General features: G+C 66.3%; 19 protein-coding genes and 3 pseudogenes. 15 read left to right on the top strand and 7 right to left on the bottom strand.

All coding sequences use genetic code 11. The features are described from left to right. The first annotated feature begins 22 nt into the window (after positions 1–22). A complete protein-coding gene (locus OG780_RS42955; RefSeq protein WP_328457664.1) occupies positions 23–1,246 on the top strand; it encodes a bifunctional class I SAM-dependent methyltransferase/NUDIX hydrolase in 1,224 nt (407 codons plus the stop codon). On the opposite strand, the pseudogene OG780_RS42950 reads toward OG780_RS42955, so the two are convergent. Then, positions 1,127–1,633: pseudogene (locus OG780_RS42950) on the bottom strand (hypothetical protein); the annotation flags it as partial. The gene OG780_RS42955 and the pseudogene OG780_RS42950 sit on opposite strands and share 120 nt — an antisense overlap. Positions 1,634–1,931: 298 nt before the next feature. Here OG780_RS42950 and OG780_RS42945 point away from each other — a divergent pair. Further along, a complete protein-coding gene (locus tag OG780_RS42945) occupies positions 1,932–2,588 on the top strand; it encodes an acyl-CoA thioester hydrolase/BAAT C-terminal domain-containing protein (protein WP_328457662.1) in 657 nt (218 codons plus the stop codon). 170 nt (positions 2,589–2,758) lie between these two features. Here OG780_RS42945 and OG780_RS42940 read toward each other — a convergent pair whose 3' ends face one another. After that, the gene (locus OG780_RS42940; protein ID WP_328457660.1) at positions 2,759–3,154 is read right to left on the bottom strand and encodes a hypothetical protein; all 396 of its coding nucleotides are present in this window, start codon (positions 3,152–3,154) and stop codon (positions 2,759–2,761) included. A gap of 492 nt (positions 3,155–3,646) precedes the next feature. Here OG780_RS42940 and OG780_RS44815 point away from each other — a divergent pair. Then, positions 3,647–3,754: pseudogene (locus OG780_RS44815) on the top strand (IS630 family transposase); the annotation flags it as partial. A 28-nt stretch (positions 3,755–3,782) separates the two neighbouring features. Here the strand turns inward: OG780_RS44815 and OG780_RS42935 are convergent. Next, a complete protein-coding gene (locus OG780_RS42935; RefSeq protein WP_328457658.1) occupies positions 3,783–4,748 on the bottom strand; it encodes a protein NO VEIN domain-containing protein in 966 nt (321 codons plus the stop codon). Between the two features lie 319 nt (positions 4,749–5,067). On the opposite strand from OG780_RS42935, the gene OG780_RS42930 reads away from it, so the two are divergent. Further along, entirely contained in the window at positions 5,068–6,981 is a 1,914-nt protein-coding gene (locus OG780_RS42930) for a DNA/RNA helicase domain-containing protein (protein ID WP_328457656.1), read from the top strand. Positions 6,982–7,031: 50 nt separating this feature from the next. Here the strand turns inward: OG780_RS42930 and OG780_RS42925 are convergent, their stop codons facing one another. The 3 genes and pseudogenes from OG780_RS42925 to OG780_RS42915 all read right to left on the bottom strand — a co-directional run bounded on the left by OG780_RS42925 (position 7,032) and on the right by OG780_RS42915 (position 9,133). Beyond that, positions 7,032–7,670 carry a hypothetical protein gene (locus OG780_RS42925; RefSeq protein WP_328457654.1) on the bottom strand — a complete coding sequence of 213 codons (639 nt, stop codon included), beginning with the start codon at positions 7,668–7,670 and terminating at the stop codon, positions 7,032–7,034. A gap of 143 nt (positions 7,671–7,813) precedes the next feature. Then, positions 7,814–8,585, bottom strand: a pseudogene (locus OG780_RS42920) (transposase). Between the two features lie 107 nt (positions 8,586–8,692). After that, on the bottom strand, positions 8,693–9,133 hold the full coding sequence (locus OG780_RS42915; RefSeq protein ID WP_328457652.1) for a hydrolase: 441 nt from the start codon (positions 9,131–9,133) through the stop codon (positions 8,693–8,695). Between the two features lie 966 nt (positions 9,134–10,099). Between OG780_RS42915 and OG780_RS42910 the strand changes: the two genes are divergently transcribed. The 11 genes from OG780_RS42910 to OG780_RS42860 all read left to right on the top strand — a co-directional run bounded on the left by OG780_RS42910 (position 10,100) and on the right by OG780_RS42860 (position 16,280). Further along, on the top strand, positions 10,100–10,363 hold the full coding sequence (locus OG780_RS42910; RefSeq protein ID WP_328457650.1) for a hypothetical protein: 264 nt from the start codon (positions 10,100–10,102) through the stop codon (positions 10,361–10,363). Positions 10,364–10,377: 14 nt separating this feature from the next. After that, positions 10,378–10,941: a hypothetical protein gene (locus OG780_RS42905; protein ID WP_328457648.1), complete on the top strand. Its 564-nt coding sequence runs from the start codon at positions 10,378–10,380 to the stop codon at positions 10,939–10,941. 5 nt (positions 10,942–10,946) lie between these two features. Next, positions 10,947–11,678, top strand: a complete 732-nt coding sequence (locus OG780_RS42900; protein WP_328457646.1) for a hypothetical protein — start codon at positions 10,947–10,949, stop codon at positions 11,676–11,678. Next, the gene (locus OG780_RS42895; protein WP_328457644.1) at positions 11,671–12,657 is read left to right on the top strand and encodes a prenyltransferase/squalene oxidase repeat-containing protein; all 987 of its coding nucleotides are present in this window, start codon (positions 11,671–11,673) and stop codon (positions 12,655–12,657) included. The genes OG780_RS42900 and OG780_RS42895 overlap by 8 nt, the downstream gene beginning before the upstream one ends. 212 nt (positions 12,658–12,869) lie before the next feature. Beyond that, complete coding sequence (locus tag OG780_RS42890) at positions 12,870–13,079, top strand: DUF1877 family protein (RefSeq protein WP_328457642.1); 210 nt, start codon at positions 12,870–12,872, stop codon at positions 13,077–13,079. 5 nt (positions 13,080–13,084) lie between these two features. After that, positions 13,085–13,357: a DUF1877 family protein gene (locus tag OG780_RS42885; protein WP_328457640.1), complete on the top strand. Its 273-nt coding sequence runs from the start codon at positions 13,085–13,087 to the stop codon at positions 13,355–13,357. Between the two features lie 272 nt (positions 13,358–13,629). Further along, the gene (locus tag OG780_RS42880; RefSeq protein WP_328457638.1) at positions 13,630–13,890 is read left to right on the top strand and encodes a transposase family protein; all 261 of its coding nucleotides are present in this window, start codon (positions 13,630–13,632) and stop codon (positions 13,888–13,890) included. A 72-nt stretch (positions 13,891–13,962) separates the two neighbouring features. Next, positions 13,963–14,349 (top strand): ISAs1 family transposase, encoded by a 387-nt coding sequence (locus tag OG780_RS42875; protein ID WP_328457636.1) that lies wholly within the window; start codon positions 13,963–13,965, stop codon positions 14,347–14,349. Next, complete coding sequence (locus OG780_RS42870; protein WP_328457634.1) at positions 14,346–14,726, top strand: hypothetical protein; 381 nt, start codon at positions 14,346–14,348, stop codon at positions 14,724–14,726. The genes OG780_RS42875 and OG780_RS42870 overlap by 4 nt, the downstream gene beginning before the upstream one ends. Before the next feature lie 28 nt (positions 14,727–14,754). After that, positions 14,755–15,648 (top strand): non-homologous end joining protein Ku, encoded by an 894-nt coding sequence (ku, locus tag OG780_RS42865; RefSeq protein ID WP_328458760.1) that lies wholly within the window; start codon positions 14,755–14,757, stop codon positions 15,646–15,648. Positions 15,649–15,791: 143 nt separating this feature from the next. Continuing rightward, entirely contained in the window at positions 15,792–16,280 is a 489-nt protein-coding gene (locus OG780_RS42860) for a hypothetical protein (protein ID WP_328457632.1), read from the top strand. Here OG780_RS42860 and OG780_RS42855 read toward each other — a convergent pair. Further along, positions 16,273–17,502, bottom strand: coding sequence for an IS110 family transposase (locus OG780_RS42855; RefSeq protein ID WP_328457630.1), 1,230 nt, complete (start codon positions 17,500–17,502; stop codon positions 16,273–16,275). The two genes, OG780_RS42860 and OG780_RS42855, sit on opposite strands and share 8 nt — an antisense overlap. Positions 17,503–17,638: the final 136 nt, after the last annotated feature.

Raw genomic sequence — 17,638 nt, 5'->3', positions numbered from 1 at the left:
GCCCTTCCCCCTTGGAGTTCTCATGTCCCTCGAACAGTCGCCCAACCCGGAGACCTGGACCGCCTACGGCCAGTTCCAGCTCGACCGGTCCTACATGCCGCCCGTACCTGACCAGCTGCGATGGGGCTTCTGGGACGGTGTCGGACCGGGCGACGACGTCCTCGGCCCGCTCACCGGACGCCGGATCCTGGACATCGGATCCGGAGCAGGCCACTACGCCGTCCACCTCGCCCGGACCCACGGTGCACTCGTCGACGCGGTCGAACTCTCACCCACCCAGCATCGACGCGCCACCGGACACTTCGGCGACGTGCCCGGCGTCCGGTTCCTGCACGCGGACGTGATCGAGCACCTTCAGCAGGCTCAGCCGTACGATGCCGCGTACGGCATCTGCACCCTCGCCGGAATCGACCCACACATCGCACTGCCCGCGCTGCGCGACGGGCTGCTCCCCGGCGCCCCGCTCGTCTTCTCCGCGCTGCACACCAACTGGCACGGCCATGGTCCCTCCGCCACCGTGGCCCCGCGCCAGGAGACAGTCGGTCTCAAGGGAATGGAGCCGCTTCCGCTGCAGACCTGGGTGCTGACCGCGCAGGTGTGGGAAGACCTTCTGACGGACTACGGATTCACCGTGGAGGCGATCACCCAGCTCCATGCGCCCGAGCCGGACAACCCCGTGATCTGCCAGCTCATCCAGGCCCGCCGCAGGACCGTCCTGCCCGCACAGATCACCAGCCGTCCCCGCAGTCGTCGCCCGCCCGTCCCGCACGCGGCGATCGGGGTGGGCGCCATCGTCTACGGCGAGCGCGGTCTGCTCCTGGGCCGCCACCATCGCGGCACTCTTGAGCTGCCCGGCGGATCCGTCGAGGCCGGTGAACCCTTTGAACAGACGGTCGTGCGCGAACTGGCCGAGGAGACCGGCCTGTCCGCACGTCCGGAGGACGTCACCCTCCTGGGCACCCTCGTCGATCACGTCGGCGACGTCGTACGCGTCACAGTGGGAGCCCTCGTCACCGCCTGGCAGGGCGAACCCGCCACCCAGCCCGACGAGAGCGTCGGCGACTGGGCCTGGTGGCCGCTCGATGACCTGCCCGACGGGCTGTTCGAGTGCAGCGCCCAGATCCTCGCCGCCTGGCTCCCCGACCTTCCCATCGACCACCCCCCGGCGCACTTCAGCCCCTACGCCCGCCGTACGACACCATCGTCCGACCTTGACGTGAATATCCGCCCCCACCAAGGCAGTTGACCATCTCGCCAGCACGAACGGCATCTCGGGCAGTGGCAGGAGTGCCTTGGCCTCCACCGCCTCGAAGACCGACAACGGCTTCGCGCAGGCCAGCGGCCGGCACTGCCGCTGGCCTGCGACATCCGTTGCCCAGAGCAGGGCCTCGGCCTGCATGTGTTCGAGCGAGGTGAACTGGCGCCCGCTCCAGAACGAGTCGCGGACATAGGGCATGGGCCACTCCACTCTGGGCTTGTCTTTCGGCTTCGACGCGCGGGCAGGATCTACCAATGTCCCGTAGTAGGAGATGAGTTCGGCGTACGACTTGTTGATCTGCGGGTCGTAGAGGTCCGGCTTGTCCACCCCGGTCTTCAAGTTGTCCGGGACCAGGCGCCGCGGGACGCCTCTATATGCGGGTCTCGAAGTCAAGCCTCCGGTTGTGTCTGAGAAGCTGCCCAGACGTTCTTTGACCGCGACGCGTCGAGCTGGGGGAACACGTGGACGTTGCTGAGCACGAGCTGAACCATCCCTGGGAAGGCCTTCTTGTCACGCCCGCTCACGGCAGTGACGTCGGCGTTCTGGTCCTGCCGGTTCCAGCGGACGCATCGAACGCGAGAGAGCACGCATCCTCGCCCAACAGGGCATCACTGCTCTGTCCATCCGATGGTTCGGCGGACCAGGACAGTCCCCGGGAATTTGCGAGATCTCCTTGGAGACCTTCACCACCGCGGTCGACTTTCTCACCACAAGCGGGGCCCGGCGCATCGGCATCCTCGGCGTCTCCAAGGGAGCTGAAGCAGCTCTGCTCACGTCCGTGCACGACCCGCGCGTGGACGTTGTCATCGCGGTCTCACCCACCTCGAGAGTCTGGTGCAATGTGGGCCCGGGCTTCGATGGGGAACAGCGCCCGTATCGCTCTTCGTGGACTTGGCAGGGGCAGCCACTGCCTTTTGTTCCAATGGATGATTCCTGGACCCCCGTCAACCCGGGAAGCGGTCCGGTCGCCATCCGCGGATGGTACGAACTCAGCGAGCAGAGCTTCGCTCACCTGCTCCCTCGGGCAGAGATCCCCGTCGACAGAGCCCGGGCCGATCTGGTGCTCGTTGCCGGCGGCGACGACGCGATGTGGCCCTCTCTCCGCTTCGCCGAACAACTGGCAGAACGCCGACGCTCAGCCGGGACCACTGCGCATCTGATCACCCGTCATGATGCCGGCCACCGACCACGCTTTCCCGGCGAGAGCCCGGCACCAGCCTCCCCGCACTTCCTGTACGGAGGCACACCCGGAGCTGACGCGCTCCTGGGGGAGGCTGCGTGGTCGCACATCCTCGACAGGCTCAGCAACACGGCTCCCTTCAGTTACTGATGTTCGTCAGGAGGCTTCTCCGTCGAGTCTGCTGAGGAGTCCGTCCAAGATCCGCTCGCGTGCGACTTGTCCTTTCGCTGTCGTAGAAGCCCCCGTGAGCGCTGCGCTCACGGGGGCTTCTACGATGCGCGGGTCAGCCGCTGACTCGAGTGCCCACACCCGCAGTCGAGCTACTCGTCATCGGTCTTCTCTGCCGTGGGAAAGCCCGACACCGACGCCAGGAACTGCGCTGACGTGAAGTAGGGATTGTTCGTGCCACCGAGCACCTCAAGGAGGATCGCTTCCCCGTCGCAGTCCATGACTCGATACTGGTCACCTGCCCGGAGCACGAGGCCCTTGCCGTCCTCGCCGTCGGACACGACGTCGAAGACCTGGCCCTTCGTCGAGCACGGGGCGTTCCGCTTCTTGGCCGCAGCCTTGGCGGCCCTGAATACGCCCTTCCCGCCAGCTTCAGCACCCCGGACGATGGCCCACCCGCTCACGGCAGTGACGACGAGCAGCGCCGCGGGGCCGCCCACCTTCTTCGCCAGCGTCGTCATCGTCTGGTATCCCCCCAGATTGCCCACCCATGCCTCCTCGTTGGCCGCGCCTCAGGGTCAATCCTATGGATCACAGGGCGCAGAGAACTCCATGATCTGGAAGCCGTGCCTGCCACGTGCCAGGGGCACCACCGAGCTGGCAGATCGTCACGAACCAGGCGTCACGCCACTACGCCGAAGCCTTGGGTGCGCAGCACCGGCACAACCAAAGCCTCGAGACCGCTTCCCATCCCACCCACACCAATTACTCACCCATCACCAACAGCCAAGGCAAAGGGTCAGCAGAGGGGATGTCAGCGCTCCGACCACGGAACGAAATGCTGGGTGACCTGCCCGAACGCTGACGCTCCCGGGATGGGGCGTGCAAGAGATGTTGCAAGAGAAGGCGCAGGAGTAGCCGCAAGAGATGGCGCAGCAGTTGTTGCGGCGACGGAGCACTGGCGATCGATCTGCCAAGTCCGCGGTTTCCTTGAGGAGCTGGCCCCCGCGTCAGGTTTCGTCGAGCTCGACCCGCTGTCTTCCCCTGTGCTCCGCATGCAAGGCTGAGGCTCGGGCCGGGTATCGATGGCGGGCATGACCTGCTACAAGCCTGGCGAGCGGTCCAGGATTCGACTCGCCGTCGCTGAGACAGGTGTGGCGATGGCAAGTGTGAGGGTCAGTCCGTCGGGTTCGGGAGTCTGTATTCGTATTTGCGGGGCCTGAGATCTTCTTCGGCTGGCTCCCAGTTGGTGTAGTGCGAGATGGTGCCCTCGCTGGGGGTGTAGGGGTCGGTCCGGGTGTCGACCTTGATGTCGCTGACGACGTACAGGTCGACGGTGTTGGCCTTGTCCCTGGCGTGCAGAACCTCGTTGATCGTCAGTTCAACGCTCGTCGCAGCCCCCGTGGTGCCCTTGACCTCCACGTGGCGTTCCTCCGCGCCTCGGATGCAGCGCAGGTCGTAGGGCTTGCCCAGCTTCTCCACCGTCCAGCCGTCCGCTGCATAGCAGGCGATGGCGATCTCTTCGGCGTACTCCTCAATGACCTTTCGCTTCTTGGGGTCGGAGATGTAGCCGGCGCCGCGGCGGCGGCGCTGGGGCTTCTTCTTGCCCTCGACCTGCTCGGCGGTGAAACCCGGTGACTTGTCCAGAGGGACGTCTTCGGGCTCGTTGGGGTCGAAGGGAATCTGGGCGAGTTCCAGGAGTTGCTGGGCGGGCATCTGGACGAGCTTGCCCATGCCGCGGTCGGTGCCTGAGCGGCGGATCGCGTCGCTGCCGGCTTCGGTGAGCGGGCCTTCGGGGCCCAGGGGGATGTTCTCGAGCTTGGCCAGCGGCTCGATACCAAAGCGCAGGGGGTACTTCAGTCGCTGTTCGGCTTCCTCGTCGGGCCAGTGCCAGGACTTGCCTTCGTAGAAGCCGCCGCGGACCTGGAAGAGGTAGAGCGTGGCGGTGTCCTGCAGCCAGTTTTCGAGCTGGACTCGCGGTGAGGCGCCGGTGGCCAGGAGCGCGAACTGGGGGTGGGCGTCGTGGTATTCGGGCTTGTTGTCCGGGAAGCCCCAGGACAGCGTCTCGATGCCGTGCTCGAGGTTGCGCTGGGACTCGGTGCTCTGTCCCACGTGGACCATGATGAACGTCGAACTCTTCATGCAGGGCATCATAAGCATGCCGTTATCGAGTCGTCGATAGACGATTCAGTTGGTAGTCTGCGCGGGTCAGGTTCCAGCAGAGGACGACAACTCACAGCCTAGAGACGGCCACTGACAATCCGACAGCTCGCCCGGTCGAGCACCACGACCAAAGGCCAGCCGGGCCGGACAGCGGTGCGCAACGGACTGTGGACTGTCGCAGGACCCCCGGGGGAAACACGTGTCCGACCAGGCCGCCGCAGCCACATCCGACGACCTCGCAGTCCCTTCCCCGCGACGCTCGCCAGGCGCAGCGGCAGCTGCCGTGAGGGCGGGGAGGGTGGCGTGTGCGGCAGCGGGCCGGGTCGGCGAGATCGCCGCCCGCATCGGCGATCCGTCGTTCCTGCAAGCATGCGCGACCCGGTACGTAGCGGCCGGATTCGGTGTCCCGGGTGAGTCCGAGAAGCGTAGCTGGCGCAACAGTTGGCCGCCGCTACTCCAGGCGTTGGTGCGGGCGGGGCTGTCGGATCTGCAGGTGTACCTGGAGTACGGGACGCCAGGCGGCAGCCGGCGGCTGGATGCTCTCCTGGTCGGTGCCGGCCCGGACGGCGGGCTGGGCCTGGTGGTGGTCGAACTGAAGCAATGGCAGATCTGCCGCGTCCTGGACGCGGAGCGCGTCATGCGCAGCGATCAAGTGGTGACGACCCATCCGGTGTTCCAGGTCGCCGCCTACCGGAGTTTCTTCACGCACTGGCGGCCTGCCGAAGCACCGGAACTGGAAGTGCGGGCAGTGGTAGTGCTGCACAACGCCACGGCAGACGAGGCGGCCGCGCTCCGTCCTGATGCTCCCCGGGTCGCCGATATACCGGTCCTGAGCGGCGCTGACCTGTCCGCCCCAGCACAAAACCTGGTCAGCCTGCTGCGCTGCGAGGGCCTGGGTGCGCCGGACGCCGTACAGGTGGCTGCTTTCGAAGGCATCCGGTGGGAGCCCTCCAGTCGGCTGCTCAACCATGTCGGATCAGAGTTGGAGGGCGCCAACACCTTCGCTCTGGTGGGCGACCAACAGGACGCGTTCGTAAGGATCCGCGCCGTGGCCGCCCGCCATCTGCCTGCCCGCGGCGAAGAACCGGTGCGCAAGGGAGACGGTGCGATCATCACCGTGAGCGGCGGCCCGGGCAGCGGCAAGACCGCCCTCGCCGTGCGACTGCTCGGCCGCCTCATGCGCGACCACCCCGCGACGCATCCCCGCTTCATCACACCCTCGGGGACCCTGCGCGCCCACCTCCAGGAGGCCGTGCGCGGCCATAGCGCAGCCCGCGAACTGTTCCCCGGCATTGGCGCCCTGCGCAGCACCGCACAGCAGGCAGGTGCCCTCGTCATCGACGAGGCGCAACGCATCAAACGCAATGGCGCCGATGGGCTGCCGCCGGATTTGACCGCGGTGGTGGAATACGTCCCACTTGCCGTCATCTTCCTCGACGAACGTCAGATCATCCGGCCCGACGAGGGCACCACGGTCGACGAGATCCGCACGGCCGCCCAGCGCCTCGGCCGAACGCACCACCACCTGGAACTCACCGGATCATTCCGCTGCGCCGGCTCAGCCACGTACACCGCATGGGTCGACGCACTCTTGTACGGCACGCCTGTCCCCTGGACGGGACATACCAGCTACGACCTCGACCTCGCCGACGACCCCTTCGTCCTCCAGCAACGGATCGATCGGGCTATCGCCGCCGGGCGCAGCGCGCGTACCACCGCCGGGTTCTGCTGGCCCTGGCCGCGCAACCGCCCCCGCACCCCCACGCTCCCCCTCCATATCCAGATCGACGTTCCTTCCCCCACCGGCCAGACACGCGTGTGGGAAGCCGCGTGGAACGCCCGCGAAACCCTCATCGACACCAACGGCAACCCGCTCGCTCCGCGGAGCCAACTGTGGGCCACCCACAGCGGAGGCCACCAGCAAATCGGCTGTATCTACACCGCTCAAGGCCTCGAATACCAGGACGCCGGCGTCATCATCGGCCCCGACCTCACCTGGGACCACGATCGCTGGAAAGCCCACCCCGACCAAAGTCACGACGAAGCCCTCCGCGACCTGCCCCCACAGCAGTATCTGCGCTACGCCCTCAACATCTACCGCGTCCTACTCACCCGCGGTACCCACACCACCCGTATCCACGCCACCGACCCCACCACCCAGCGCTTCCTCGACCACCTCATCACCCAAGCCCCCGCTCACTCAGTCACATAACGGCAGGCGGGTCGTCACGTGGGCCACGTACCGGTGCAGCGGCAGAACAGCTAGTGAGGGTCAGCGACGGTGACGCTGTATGCGAGCGTCCACGGCTGGTATCCCTCGCGTCGGCACCGCACCCACAGCCGGACCGGCGCACCGTCATACCGGTCGCGCCAATACGTCCTGTCGGTCCAGGAAGGAGGAAGAGAATACTCCAGCGCCCGCTTGATCCACTCGCCCAGCTCCAACGGAACGCCGGGGGACAGACGTCCGTCGCTCGTCGTGTTGTTAATTCCCGGACAGAAGCGGTAGGGCCCCCAGATGGTTTCGGCGATCTCCTGCTCCTCCATGCCAGCAAGACTCACGCCATGAACATAGCCGTCGTCGCGGATCTCGATCTCGACGGAGTCGAGATGCTCCAGCGCAGGCGGCCCCTCGAACGTCAGCAGCAAAGTCGCCCGACCGCTGGCCGGTCCGAAACGTGTGATCGTGACGTCGAACTGCGGCGTCATCTCGTGGTGCCAGCGCTCACGTTCGACCTCCGCCATCGAGTCGGCGGTCGCGTTCGCCCGCTCAGCGGCCCGATTGGACTGGTGGGCAGCCTCGTTCGCCGTACGCGAGATCATCAGTGCGATCACCGCCGTGACGACACCGCCGACCGCGGAGACCGCGCTGAGGGCATCGGCCCAGGACACACCTGCCATAGCCCGGCACAGTATCCGGCTGTTGGGGGCGCGCACTCGCATTCCGCAGCAGGCTCCTACGAGGTGTGGTCTATCTAAAGGCTGTCCCGCAATGATCAACTGACTGACACGGTCGGCATCGGGGACGCCCACCTTGGGCCGGGTTATCCGGCGAGCGCGAGGTTGTGCAGGCGGGCGATGCCAAGCATGGCGTGATGAACGCCGTCGCCCTTCAAGCGGCAGTCGCGGAGGATCTTCCAGCTCTTCACGCGGGCGAAGGTGTGCCCGACTCGGGCACGGACCTTGCGGTGTGAGCGGTTGTGCTCCTCTTTCCAGGCCAGGAGTTCGGCCTGGCCGCGTTCACGCCGGTGAGGGATCACCAGGCCGGTGCCGCGGTAGCCGCCGTCAGCGACCACCGTGGTGTTTCCGACGGCTGCCTTCGCTCCGGACAACTCCCATGCCTTGCAGTCGTTGCGGTTGCCGGGCAGGGCCGGCCAACTACGACGACCAGTCGCGTATCGGCGTCGATGACGACCTGGTGGTTGGTGGAGTACCGGTAGTTTTTCGACTGCTCGGCCACCGAGTGGTCACGTGTGGGGACCAAGGTGCCGTCCACGATGAGCACGGTGTCCTTGCGGAATCGTCGGCGCGGCCGCAGGGCGAGCAGTGTGGTGCGAGGCGGTTGATGATGCGGTCGGCCGCAGACTTCGAGATTCCGAACAGCGGCCCGAGCTGGCGCAGTGTCAAGTTCGTCCGCCAGTACGCCGCGACCAGCAGGACGCGGTCCTCCAGGGGTAGGCCCCGCGGCCGGCCTCGGCGGACCGTGTCCGCTCCCTCGCGGCGCAGGGCGGTCACCAGCTTGCCGAAGCAGCGCGGACTCAGCCCGGTGAACGGGCCTGTCCAGGACGGCTGTGATGCCGTGATCACACCAGTCACAACAAGATCATCTCAACCCGTGGCCAGCCGTTACGAAACATCCCGCAGCCCACCCCGCCTGTCGGGGCCAACAGGACGCCATGGCAGATCCCGCGGTCCTGCCGAGTTCAGCCGACGGCGTCCTGCGCCCTGTTGACCACACGCTTGATGCCGATCAAGACCCGGTAACGGCGCCGTTTCGCGAACTCTGTCATCTCCCAGACCACCGGGCGCCCTATCTCTGCACATAGATGCAGCACTCGTCCCTCGTTCACCCAGACTCCTACGTGGGCGCCATAAGCATCGTCGGTGGCGTTGAACAACACCAGGTCAAGCGGCTGCGCAACCGATACACGAACTGTGGCCTGCGTATCGGCCCACAGTTCACTCGAACGCAGACCAGGCGGAACCAGGCTGAAGTGCCGAAGCACCTCGCGGGCGAACAGCTGGCAGTTGGCACCTTCCTCCAGGCTGGGAAGGTCAGCGACCTCCGGCGCCCCCGGAAACCGGGAGCCCACGTACGGAACGGTCCAGAAAGCGGCAGGTAGTTGGTGCAGCAATGGATCCATGCCCCCATCGTCCCTGATGCCAGACCCGGACAGGGTGCTCCACCCATGCACACCGCCAGAGCGGTTGCGGGACACGGTGCAGGCCCGGGACTGTAAGACGTTCGGCTCTGTCTCACATGCGGTGGTAACGCAGTGTGATGATCGGGTCAGGCGTATCGTCCAGCCGAGGCGGCCGCGGCCGGATCTGCCACATCACGGCTGGTGAGAAGAGCAGTCAGGTGCAGACTCCGGCCGAAGTGAGCCTGTCGGCGGACCGCTCTTCGAGGGACGGCCGAGTACCGTCCAGCCTTCCACCGGCGCAGACCTCAGTGGCCCTGCCCTGCAGATATCACGCACCGCAACTGTGAACACGCCGCGTTACCACCACATGTGAGACAGAGCCCGAAAGGCGGTGTCGCGAACGTGGTGGACCTTGTTCTTGATGCCCCAGTGGCCGCGCACCCACGAGGCGAGATCCGCCGGGGGGCCTGGTGGGGGCGCAGGCTGGTGACGCCGTAGACGCGTTCGAGGGTGACCTTGCCGGTCGTGATAGTCCGGCGGCGGCGCACGATCTACACGGCCTGGATGGCGTGGGGGAAGTCGACGCGTCAGACCTGCACCAAAAGTGATCCAGAACCTCGTTTCGCCCGTTGCCGACACACCGCTCTTTCACCTGATCTTTCTCATTTACTTTGCGCTATCTTCGTGACCGACCGGGTCTTGGTCTGACACGCCGAGTATGAGGCTTGGCGGGAAAGATCGAGGATGACCGAAACTGAAGCCTGTGACCGATGAGATGGATCAGCAGGCCGAGCAGCTTCTGACCCACGCAGAGGAGAACGCGGCGCGTCCAGCGAGCAGCCCACGGAGCAGGTTGGTCCGAGTTGCGACCCGACGATCACTACGGCAAGCTCGCCAGTGAGCCCGCCAGCAAAGGGAAATTCGAAGCCTCACTTGCTCATTTGCTCAGACCTTAGGGAGTCGACGATGACGATGGACGCGGACAAACTTCGCGAACTGGCTTATTCGCTGAGCGAGGACCAGCGACGATTGTTGCGGGAGGGCTTTGCTAGTGGTGAGAACCTCGACGTGCCGTCGCTGGTCGCGACGCTGAACTCGACGGAGAACCAACGGGTTCTGCACCAGCTTGCGGCCGAATCGCCCAACGGTGGGACCGGTAGTGACGGTGGGACCGGTAGTGACGGTGGGACCGGTGGGCCACCCACCGAGGCGCCGCTGACCCGATGGTGATCAGGTCCGAGCCCGTGGCAGATCTGGCGCAATGGATCCGTGGACGCGCCGGCATTGTTTCCATCGATGCCGACTTCTTCACCAACCCGCCGGAGCAGCGCCTGCTACCGCCCATGCGAACGTGGCTCACAAACGAGGCGGCGGGTGCGCCCGTTGCCTTCCGAACCGAGCATGTCGACCTCGTCGACCTGGTGCCGCGCCCGGTCGAGTTTCTGATTAACTTCGACTTTCACATGGATTGCCGAGTCGAGTTTCTCCACGGAGATCCACCGAAGTGCCCGCCCTGCAGCGCATCCGTATTCGAGACCTTGCTCAGCGACGGGTTGATCGAGCGATACATCTGGGCGTTCCCGGCCGTCCGACGCACGGTGGCGGCACGGGTCTTCTCCTCCGCGGTCATCACCGGCCGGCAGCCGCTGCTGTCTCGGATTCATGGCATCGAGGGCCGTGACATGGCCGAGGCATTGACAGGCATTGAGGTCGAGAGCGTCTTCGTATGCCGCTCCCCGTCGTATGCGACCGTCACGACGGACGCGATCTACGATGACCTGCAATCGCTGACCCCTACAGCCTCATGAGTCTCGTGACGGCGTTCGTCGAGTGTGGCGAGAGGACCTACGGGATCAACTGGACAGCGATGCAACGATCAGTGTCCCAGCGACTCGCTCTCGCCCCGGGCGAGAGCGCGGTGCTCGATCCGTGGCAACACCCGACGTACTGGTGCGTGCCAATCCTGGTCGGCAGCTACCTCGGGTCCTCGACCGCTGCTGTGCACCGCGACACTGCGGACTTCCTGAGTGGGTGCGCCATTCGCCACCTGATGTTTAAGCGAGCACGCTCGATCGGTGCCCGCGTCGGTGAGAGCGGCGACAGCGAGGTCTTCCGCGCCATCGCGGCTGCCTATAAAGGCTGCCAAATCGGTGCGCCTGCGGCGTTCGAGGCACAGTTCAGCGCCAAGTGTCAGCCGTGGATGATCCTTCTGGGTATCGGCACCCGGTCGATCGCGGCCGAGGTCGGCGATCAGCATCCGGACTTCCAGGCCGCTATGACCGCGATCGTGCTGGTGTACTCGCTGCTGCAACTCGTCGACGATTGGCACGACCGGGACGACGATCACAACCGCGAGCATTGGAACATGTGGGCGGACGCAACGGCTGTTGAACCGCTGACTGTTGTTGAACCACTGTTGCGCGGCTCCCGGGCTGCAGCCGTGCGGCTTCGCCCACACCTGCTCCGGCGAGCCCTTGCCTCACAACTGCACGACACGGCAGAGGAACTCTCAGAGATCGTGACCCAAGTCGGGGCTCATGGCTAGCCGGCTCGACCGCGCGATCGCAGCAGGTGTTGAATACCTGGGCGGTTGCCTCGGCCAGCAGATAGTGTGGCGTGACTTTGCTGTCCCCGGCGTGACGGCCGGCTCGACCGAGTGCATCACCGCCTTCATCGCTGCGCAGCTTGGCCCGATTCCCGAGGGTCGGGCGTTGGCCGCGCGGGCGATAACGGCCGTTGTCACAAGGCCACGGACCAGCGGCGGCTGGGGCTATCGCGAGGACGTGCCGGCCGATTGCGACTCAACGGCCTGGGTGTTGCTGGCCGCGTCCGCCGCCGGTGTACGTCTGCATGAACGGCTCGTGGCACGGGCCGCAGCGTTTCTAATATCCCATCAGGACAGCAGTGGCGGGTTCGCCACCTACAATCAGACCGCGAGAACCTTGCTCACCCCGGCGGATCAGCTGGCCTGGTTCGAGCCCGAGGTCTCGGTGACCTCGTCTGCAGTGATGGCGCTGGTCGAGACCGGTATGGCCGACCCGGGCCGGCTGCGTGCCGCACGGGATTTCCTGACTCGACAGTGCGCGGGCGGGCTGTGGGACTCGTACTGGTGGACCGGGTTCGGCTACGCGACCCACCTCGCGTTGTCCGCGTTGTGCCGGGTCGACAGGACAACACCCGCAGAGCTCAATCGAGCTGAGCAAGCGTTGATATCGCGGCACCGGCCCAGCGGCGGCTGGGCCAACGACGACGGCGCAATCGACAACGCCTTCTCTACTGCGTTCGCGCTCCGGACCCTGCTGTTGACAGGAGCCGACCTGGCCGAACACGACGCCATAGTGCACTCGCTTGCCTGGCTCTCCGGGCTGCACGCCCCCGCCGACGCCGAGATGCTGGCACCCGGCGCTGCAGCGGGCGATGACTTGCTGTTGCGCGACAGCGGACCGGTTACAACTGCCGCCGTGGTCCGCGCATTGCACGAAGCACGCACTCGCCTGGCCTACGCTGTTCCTGTCGCGGGGTAGCAGCCAGGGCGACGTCGTTCAGCGAGTCTGCCCGTTTTGTGGTCATGTGAGGCCGAGGGCGCGAGGATACGGGCGTCGATAAAGACATCCGGCCTGGTCAAGCGGCATGAGTCCCTGGCTGTCGCTGAACGGTCCACGGCCCGACAGACGCGTGCGGCCGACCGTGATCAGCTGGACGTGATGAGTCTTGCCGCCCCTGTACGGTGTGCCGTATGAGCCTGGGAGTCCACTTCGCCATCGATGCGAAGACCGCCGATCGCCTGCTCGCGGCCGCCGACGACGATGAGGTTGCTGCGCTCGTCGAGGAGATTGAGGAAGAGGGCATCGGTGTCGGTCACTGTGACACCGACAAGACATGGGACGCCATCCATCGCAGCCTGACCGACGGTTACCTGGCTACGACAACGGCATCTACCCGCTGAACGCTGTGATCCTGGGTGGCGTACAGCTTCATGAAGGCGACGATTGCATCGTCAGCCTGCTCACTCCGGATCGGGTTCGCGATGTCGCCGATGCCGTGGCAGATGTCGGCCGCGAGGCACTGCAAGCAGGCTACGACTGCATCGACATCGAAGACTATGGGCCGAACTTCGGCCACGAGGACTTCGCCTACACCTGGGCGAACTTCACCGACCTGGTTGTCTTCTTCCGGCAGGGAGCGGACGCAGGAAGCCACGTGATCTTTACGGTCGGCCAGTAGAGGCTCCGGGGCCAGGGCGGTGTCGTTCAGTCGCTCTGCCGACTTGATGGCAGCTCATGTGCCTGAGCCGGTTGCGATGTTCCCGGATCGGGCCGGCATGGAGGCAGGCACGGCCTCCGGGTGATCATGAGATGTCGAGTCCCTGATCACCGCGACGGAAGACCGTGCCTGGCCGCTCATCATCGCCCATCCCTGCCGGTCTGGGCCGGCTCGCTGCTGCCCGGCTTTCCGCTCCCGAGGAACACTCCGGTCTGCTGGACTGTCTTGCCGCGGTGCCCGATCCGCGCCGGGCCAAGGGCCGTCGCCATCCCCTCACCTTCGTCCTCGCCCTGGCCGCCTGCGCAGTCCTGGCCGGCGCGAGATCTCTGACCGCGATCGCAGAGTGGGCCGCGGACGCACCGGCCACCGTGCTCACCGCACTCGGCGGACCGAGCCGTGAACCAAGCGGCCCGACCGCCCCGGCCGAGGCCACCGTGCGCCGGGTCCTGCAACGCATCGACGGCGACGCGCTCGACACAGCGATCGGCTCCTAGCTCGCCGCCCGGGACCCCGATCGCCCGCGATCCGGTCAGGATTCGCTCGAGCAGCCCCGCCGTTCCCTGGCGGTGGACGGCAAGACCGTGCGAGGCGCTCGCCGCTCCGACGGCACCCAGGTCCACCTGCTCGCCGCGATGACCGCCACCGGTCTGGTCACCGCCCAGCGAGAGGTGGAAGGCAAGACCAACGAAATCACCGTCTTCCGGCCCATGCTCGCCGGGTTCGACCTGACCGACACCGTGGTCACCTTCGACGCCCTGCACTCCCAGACCGCGCACGCGTGTTTCCTGGTCGAAGACAAGAATGCCCACTACATCGCCGTGATCAAAGCGAACCAGCCGCTGCTGCACCAGCGCCTCAAACGCCTGCCCTGGCGGGACGTGCCACTGCTGGGCAAGACCGCGCTACCGCGCACGGCCGGGATGAGATCCGCCGGGTCAAGACCGCCACCGTGACCGACCTGGGCTTCCCCCACGCCGCGCAGGCCGTGCAGATCGTGCGGCGCCGCCGCACCGTCGCCACTGGCAAGGTCACCCTCGAACGCGTCTACACTGTCACCGACCTCACGGCCGAACAGGCAGGCGCCGCCGAAATCGCGCACCGCGTGCGCCGGCACTGGGCCATCGAGAACCAGCTCCACCACGTGCGCGACACCGCCTGGACCGAGGACGCCTCCCGCGTACGCACCGGCACCGCACCTCGGGCCATGGCCAGCCTGCGCAACCTCGCCATCGGAGCCCTCCGCCTCACCGGACACACCGGCATCGCGTCTGCCCTCCGCCACCACGCGCGCAACGCCACCCGCCCCCTGGCCACCTTCGGCATCACGTGATCAAACCGGACAGACACACTGAACGACGCTGCCCTGGCCATGGGCCATCTGCGGGTCAGCAGATCAGCCGAGGGACTTCCTTGCCTGGGAGGACCACAGCATCCACTTCCACCAGGTCCACCTGGAGGACATGGGCCGCGTGCGGAGCCGCAAGATCTGCGAGATCGAAGACCGTGAAGTAGCCCAGTCCGAGATCGGCAAGGGATACCAGTGGGGCAAGGACACGATCATCCTGGTCCTCGACGAGGAGCTGCGGGAGATACCGCTGCCCACGGCGAAGGCCATCGAGATCGAGGCTTTCGTTCCCCTGGACTCCATCGACCCGATCCAGATCGGCGAGGGCTACTACCTGGAACCCGACGGCCAGGTGGCGGCCAAGCCCTACACACTCCTGAGACAGGCCCTGGAATGCTCATCGAAGGTGGCCGTCGCAAAGTACGCCTGGTCGGGGCGCGAGAGGCTGGGCCTGCTCCGGGTCCGCGACAACGTCATCGTCCTGCACGCGATGCGCTGGTCCGACGAGATCTGCGACCCCGCCCAGCTGAGACCGCAAGAGGTCGAGTTCACCGACGACGAGATCGCCCAGGCGGAGCAGCTCATCGACCGGCTGACCCGCGACAATCTGGAGGGCGAGGACTTCACCGACTGGTACACGCAAGCGGTGGAGCAGCTCATCGACGCCAAGCGGGAGAACCGCGAACCGCCCACGGCCGAGGAACCCGAGGCGCCGACACAAGTTGTCGACCTGATGGCCGCGCTCAAGGAGTCCGTGGCCAAGGCCCGAGAGTCCCGTGGTGAGGATGCCACCGTCCACGACCTGCCCAAGAAGAAGACCGCAGCCAAAAAGACAACAGCGAAGAAGCAGCCCGCCAAGAAAGCGGCCAAGAAGACGCCGTCACGGAAGCCGCGGCGCAGCGCCTGAACCTGCTCGCTGCCCAGCTGAGCGTGGCGGCGTCCAAAGGGAGGACAGGCGAGACCCCGTCCATCCGCCGGGGGGGGTGCCCCTATGAGTTTGGTCAAGGAAATCTGTCTGTGTTGCGAGGGTGTGGCGGGCAGGATGACGGGGTGGCTGATCTGCTGTGGGATGACGTCAAGAGCTTCTTCGACCCCGATCTGATGGGGTCGTTGCCAGACGTGCTTGTTCCCGAGACCTCGGTGGAGGACTGGCAGGCGGTCCTCGATCTCGTCGGGGTGAGCGGCTGGATGTGCCAGTACTCCGAAGGCGAGACGGTGCTTCCGGTGCCTCGCGCGGAGGCAGTGCTATCTCGTCCGGCTGACGCGGAGTGCGCGGAACTGCGGGTCTGGCCGACTGCCGATGTATTGGCGATCTTCCGTTTCTATTCGGTGGAGGAGATCGACTTCGATGTTGACCTGCGGGAACTCCAGGGCCAAGACCGACTCGACGTGCTCTGCGGCTTCCTCACCGTGATCGGGCGGCGGTTGGGCAAGCCGGTGGTGATGTATTGCGAGGGCGGCGCTCCCAGCCATCCGGTCCTCGGGTTCGATGTTGAGAGCGATCAGGTGGATATGTTGGCGAAACCTCTGGTCAGATGACCGCTGCGGCTGGCCGGGGTTCGTAGAAGGTTCCGTCGCGGAGCATCGCGAAGAGGACGTCGGCTCTGCGGCGGGCGAGGCAGAGTAGGGCCTGGGTGTGGTGCTTGCCCTGGGCGATCTTCTTGTCGTAGTAGGTCCGCGACTCAGGGTCGCCCAAAGCCGCGAATGCGGAGAGGAAGAAGGCCCGTTTGAGCTGCTTGTTTCCTCTCCGGGAGGGTTGTTCGCCGCGGATTGAGGACCCGGAATTGCGAGTCGCTGGGGCGAGTCCGGCGTAGGCGGCGAGGTGGCCGGCGGTGGGGAAGGTGCTGCCGTCGCCAACCTCGACCAGGATGCGGGCTCCGGTCCTGACGCCGATTCCCGGCATCGACCTCAGGACCTTGGAAAGAGGGTGGGCCTCCAGGAGTTCCTCGATCCGCCCCGCCAGTAGATTCCGCTGGTCGAGGACGGCGGTCAGCGATCGGGCCAGGCTTGGGACGATCAGTTCGGCCGCCTCGGTGCCGCGAACGGTGACGGTCTGCTCGTCCAGGGCAGCGAAGATGTCCTCGACCAGCCGCTCGGCCATCCGCGGGGCCTTCGGCCTCAGCAGCGTGACCAGGCGGCGCCGTCCGGCTTTGCGGATCTGGGCCGGTGATCCGAACCGTTCCAACAGGGCGAGGACTGCCGGGTGTTGCAACCGCGGCCCCAGGACTCGCTCCAGCGACGGATGGATTTGGGTCAGCAGACCGTGGAGCCGGTTGGCGACCCGGGTGGCCTCGCCGGCCAGGTCGTCGTCGAAGCCCACGATCATCTCCAGCTCGGCGATCGTCTCGTCCTCGCCGTCGATCGCCCGCAGTGTGTGAGGCATCGCGCGGGCGGCGTCCGCGATGATGAACGCGTCCCTCGCATCGGTCTTCGCCTCACCCGGGTAGAGGTCGGCGATCCGCCGCATCGTCAGACCGGGCAGATAGGCGACCGGGCAGCCCATGTCCCGGGCGACAGCCAGCGGCAGGGCCCCGATCGAGGCCGGCTGGTCGACCACGACCAGCACCGTTCCGTGCTTGGCCTGGAGTTTCGCGAACAGCTCGCGCAGCTTGGGCTCAGTGTTGGGCAGGCGCTTGTCGAACGCCTTCTTCCCGGCCGGTGTGACGGCGGTGGCGTGGTGTTCGCCCTTGCCGACGTCCAGGCCGAGGAAGACGTCGATGTCGCCGGTGTCGACCACGTGCAGGCCCCTCCAGTCACGCATTTCGTCCGGCCTGCCACGGCACCGAGCTGCCACACCCACGTTACGGAGAGCTCTTCCGGCTCGGGTGAAGCCGGTGCTCAAGCCCCTCATCAGCGGTCCGTCGATGCCTCCGGGCCCGGTGACACCACCCCCCGGA

It is taken from the genome of Streptomyces sp. NBC_00386 (assembly GCF_036063235.1).
In the GTDB taxonomy this organism is placed as follows: Bacteria; Actinomycetota; Actinomycetes; order Streptomycetales; family Streptomycetaceae; genus Streptomyces.
The sequence above is the reverse complement of the archived record's forward strand: the minus strand, read 5'-3'. Positions and strand labels throughout refer to the sequence as shown.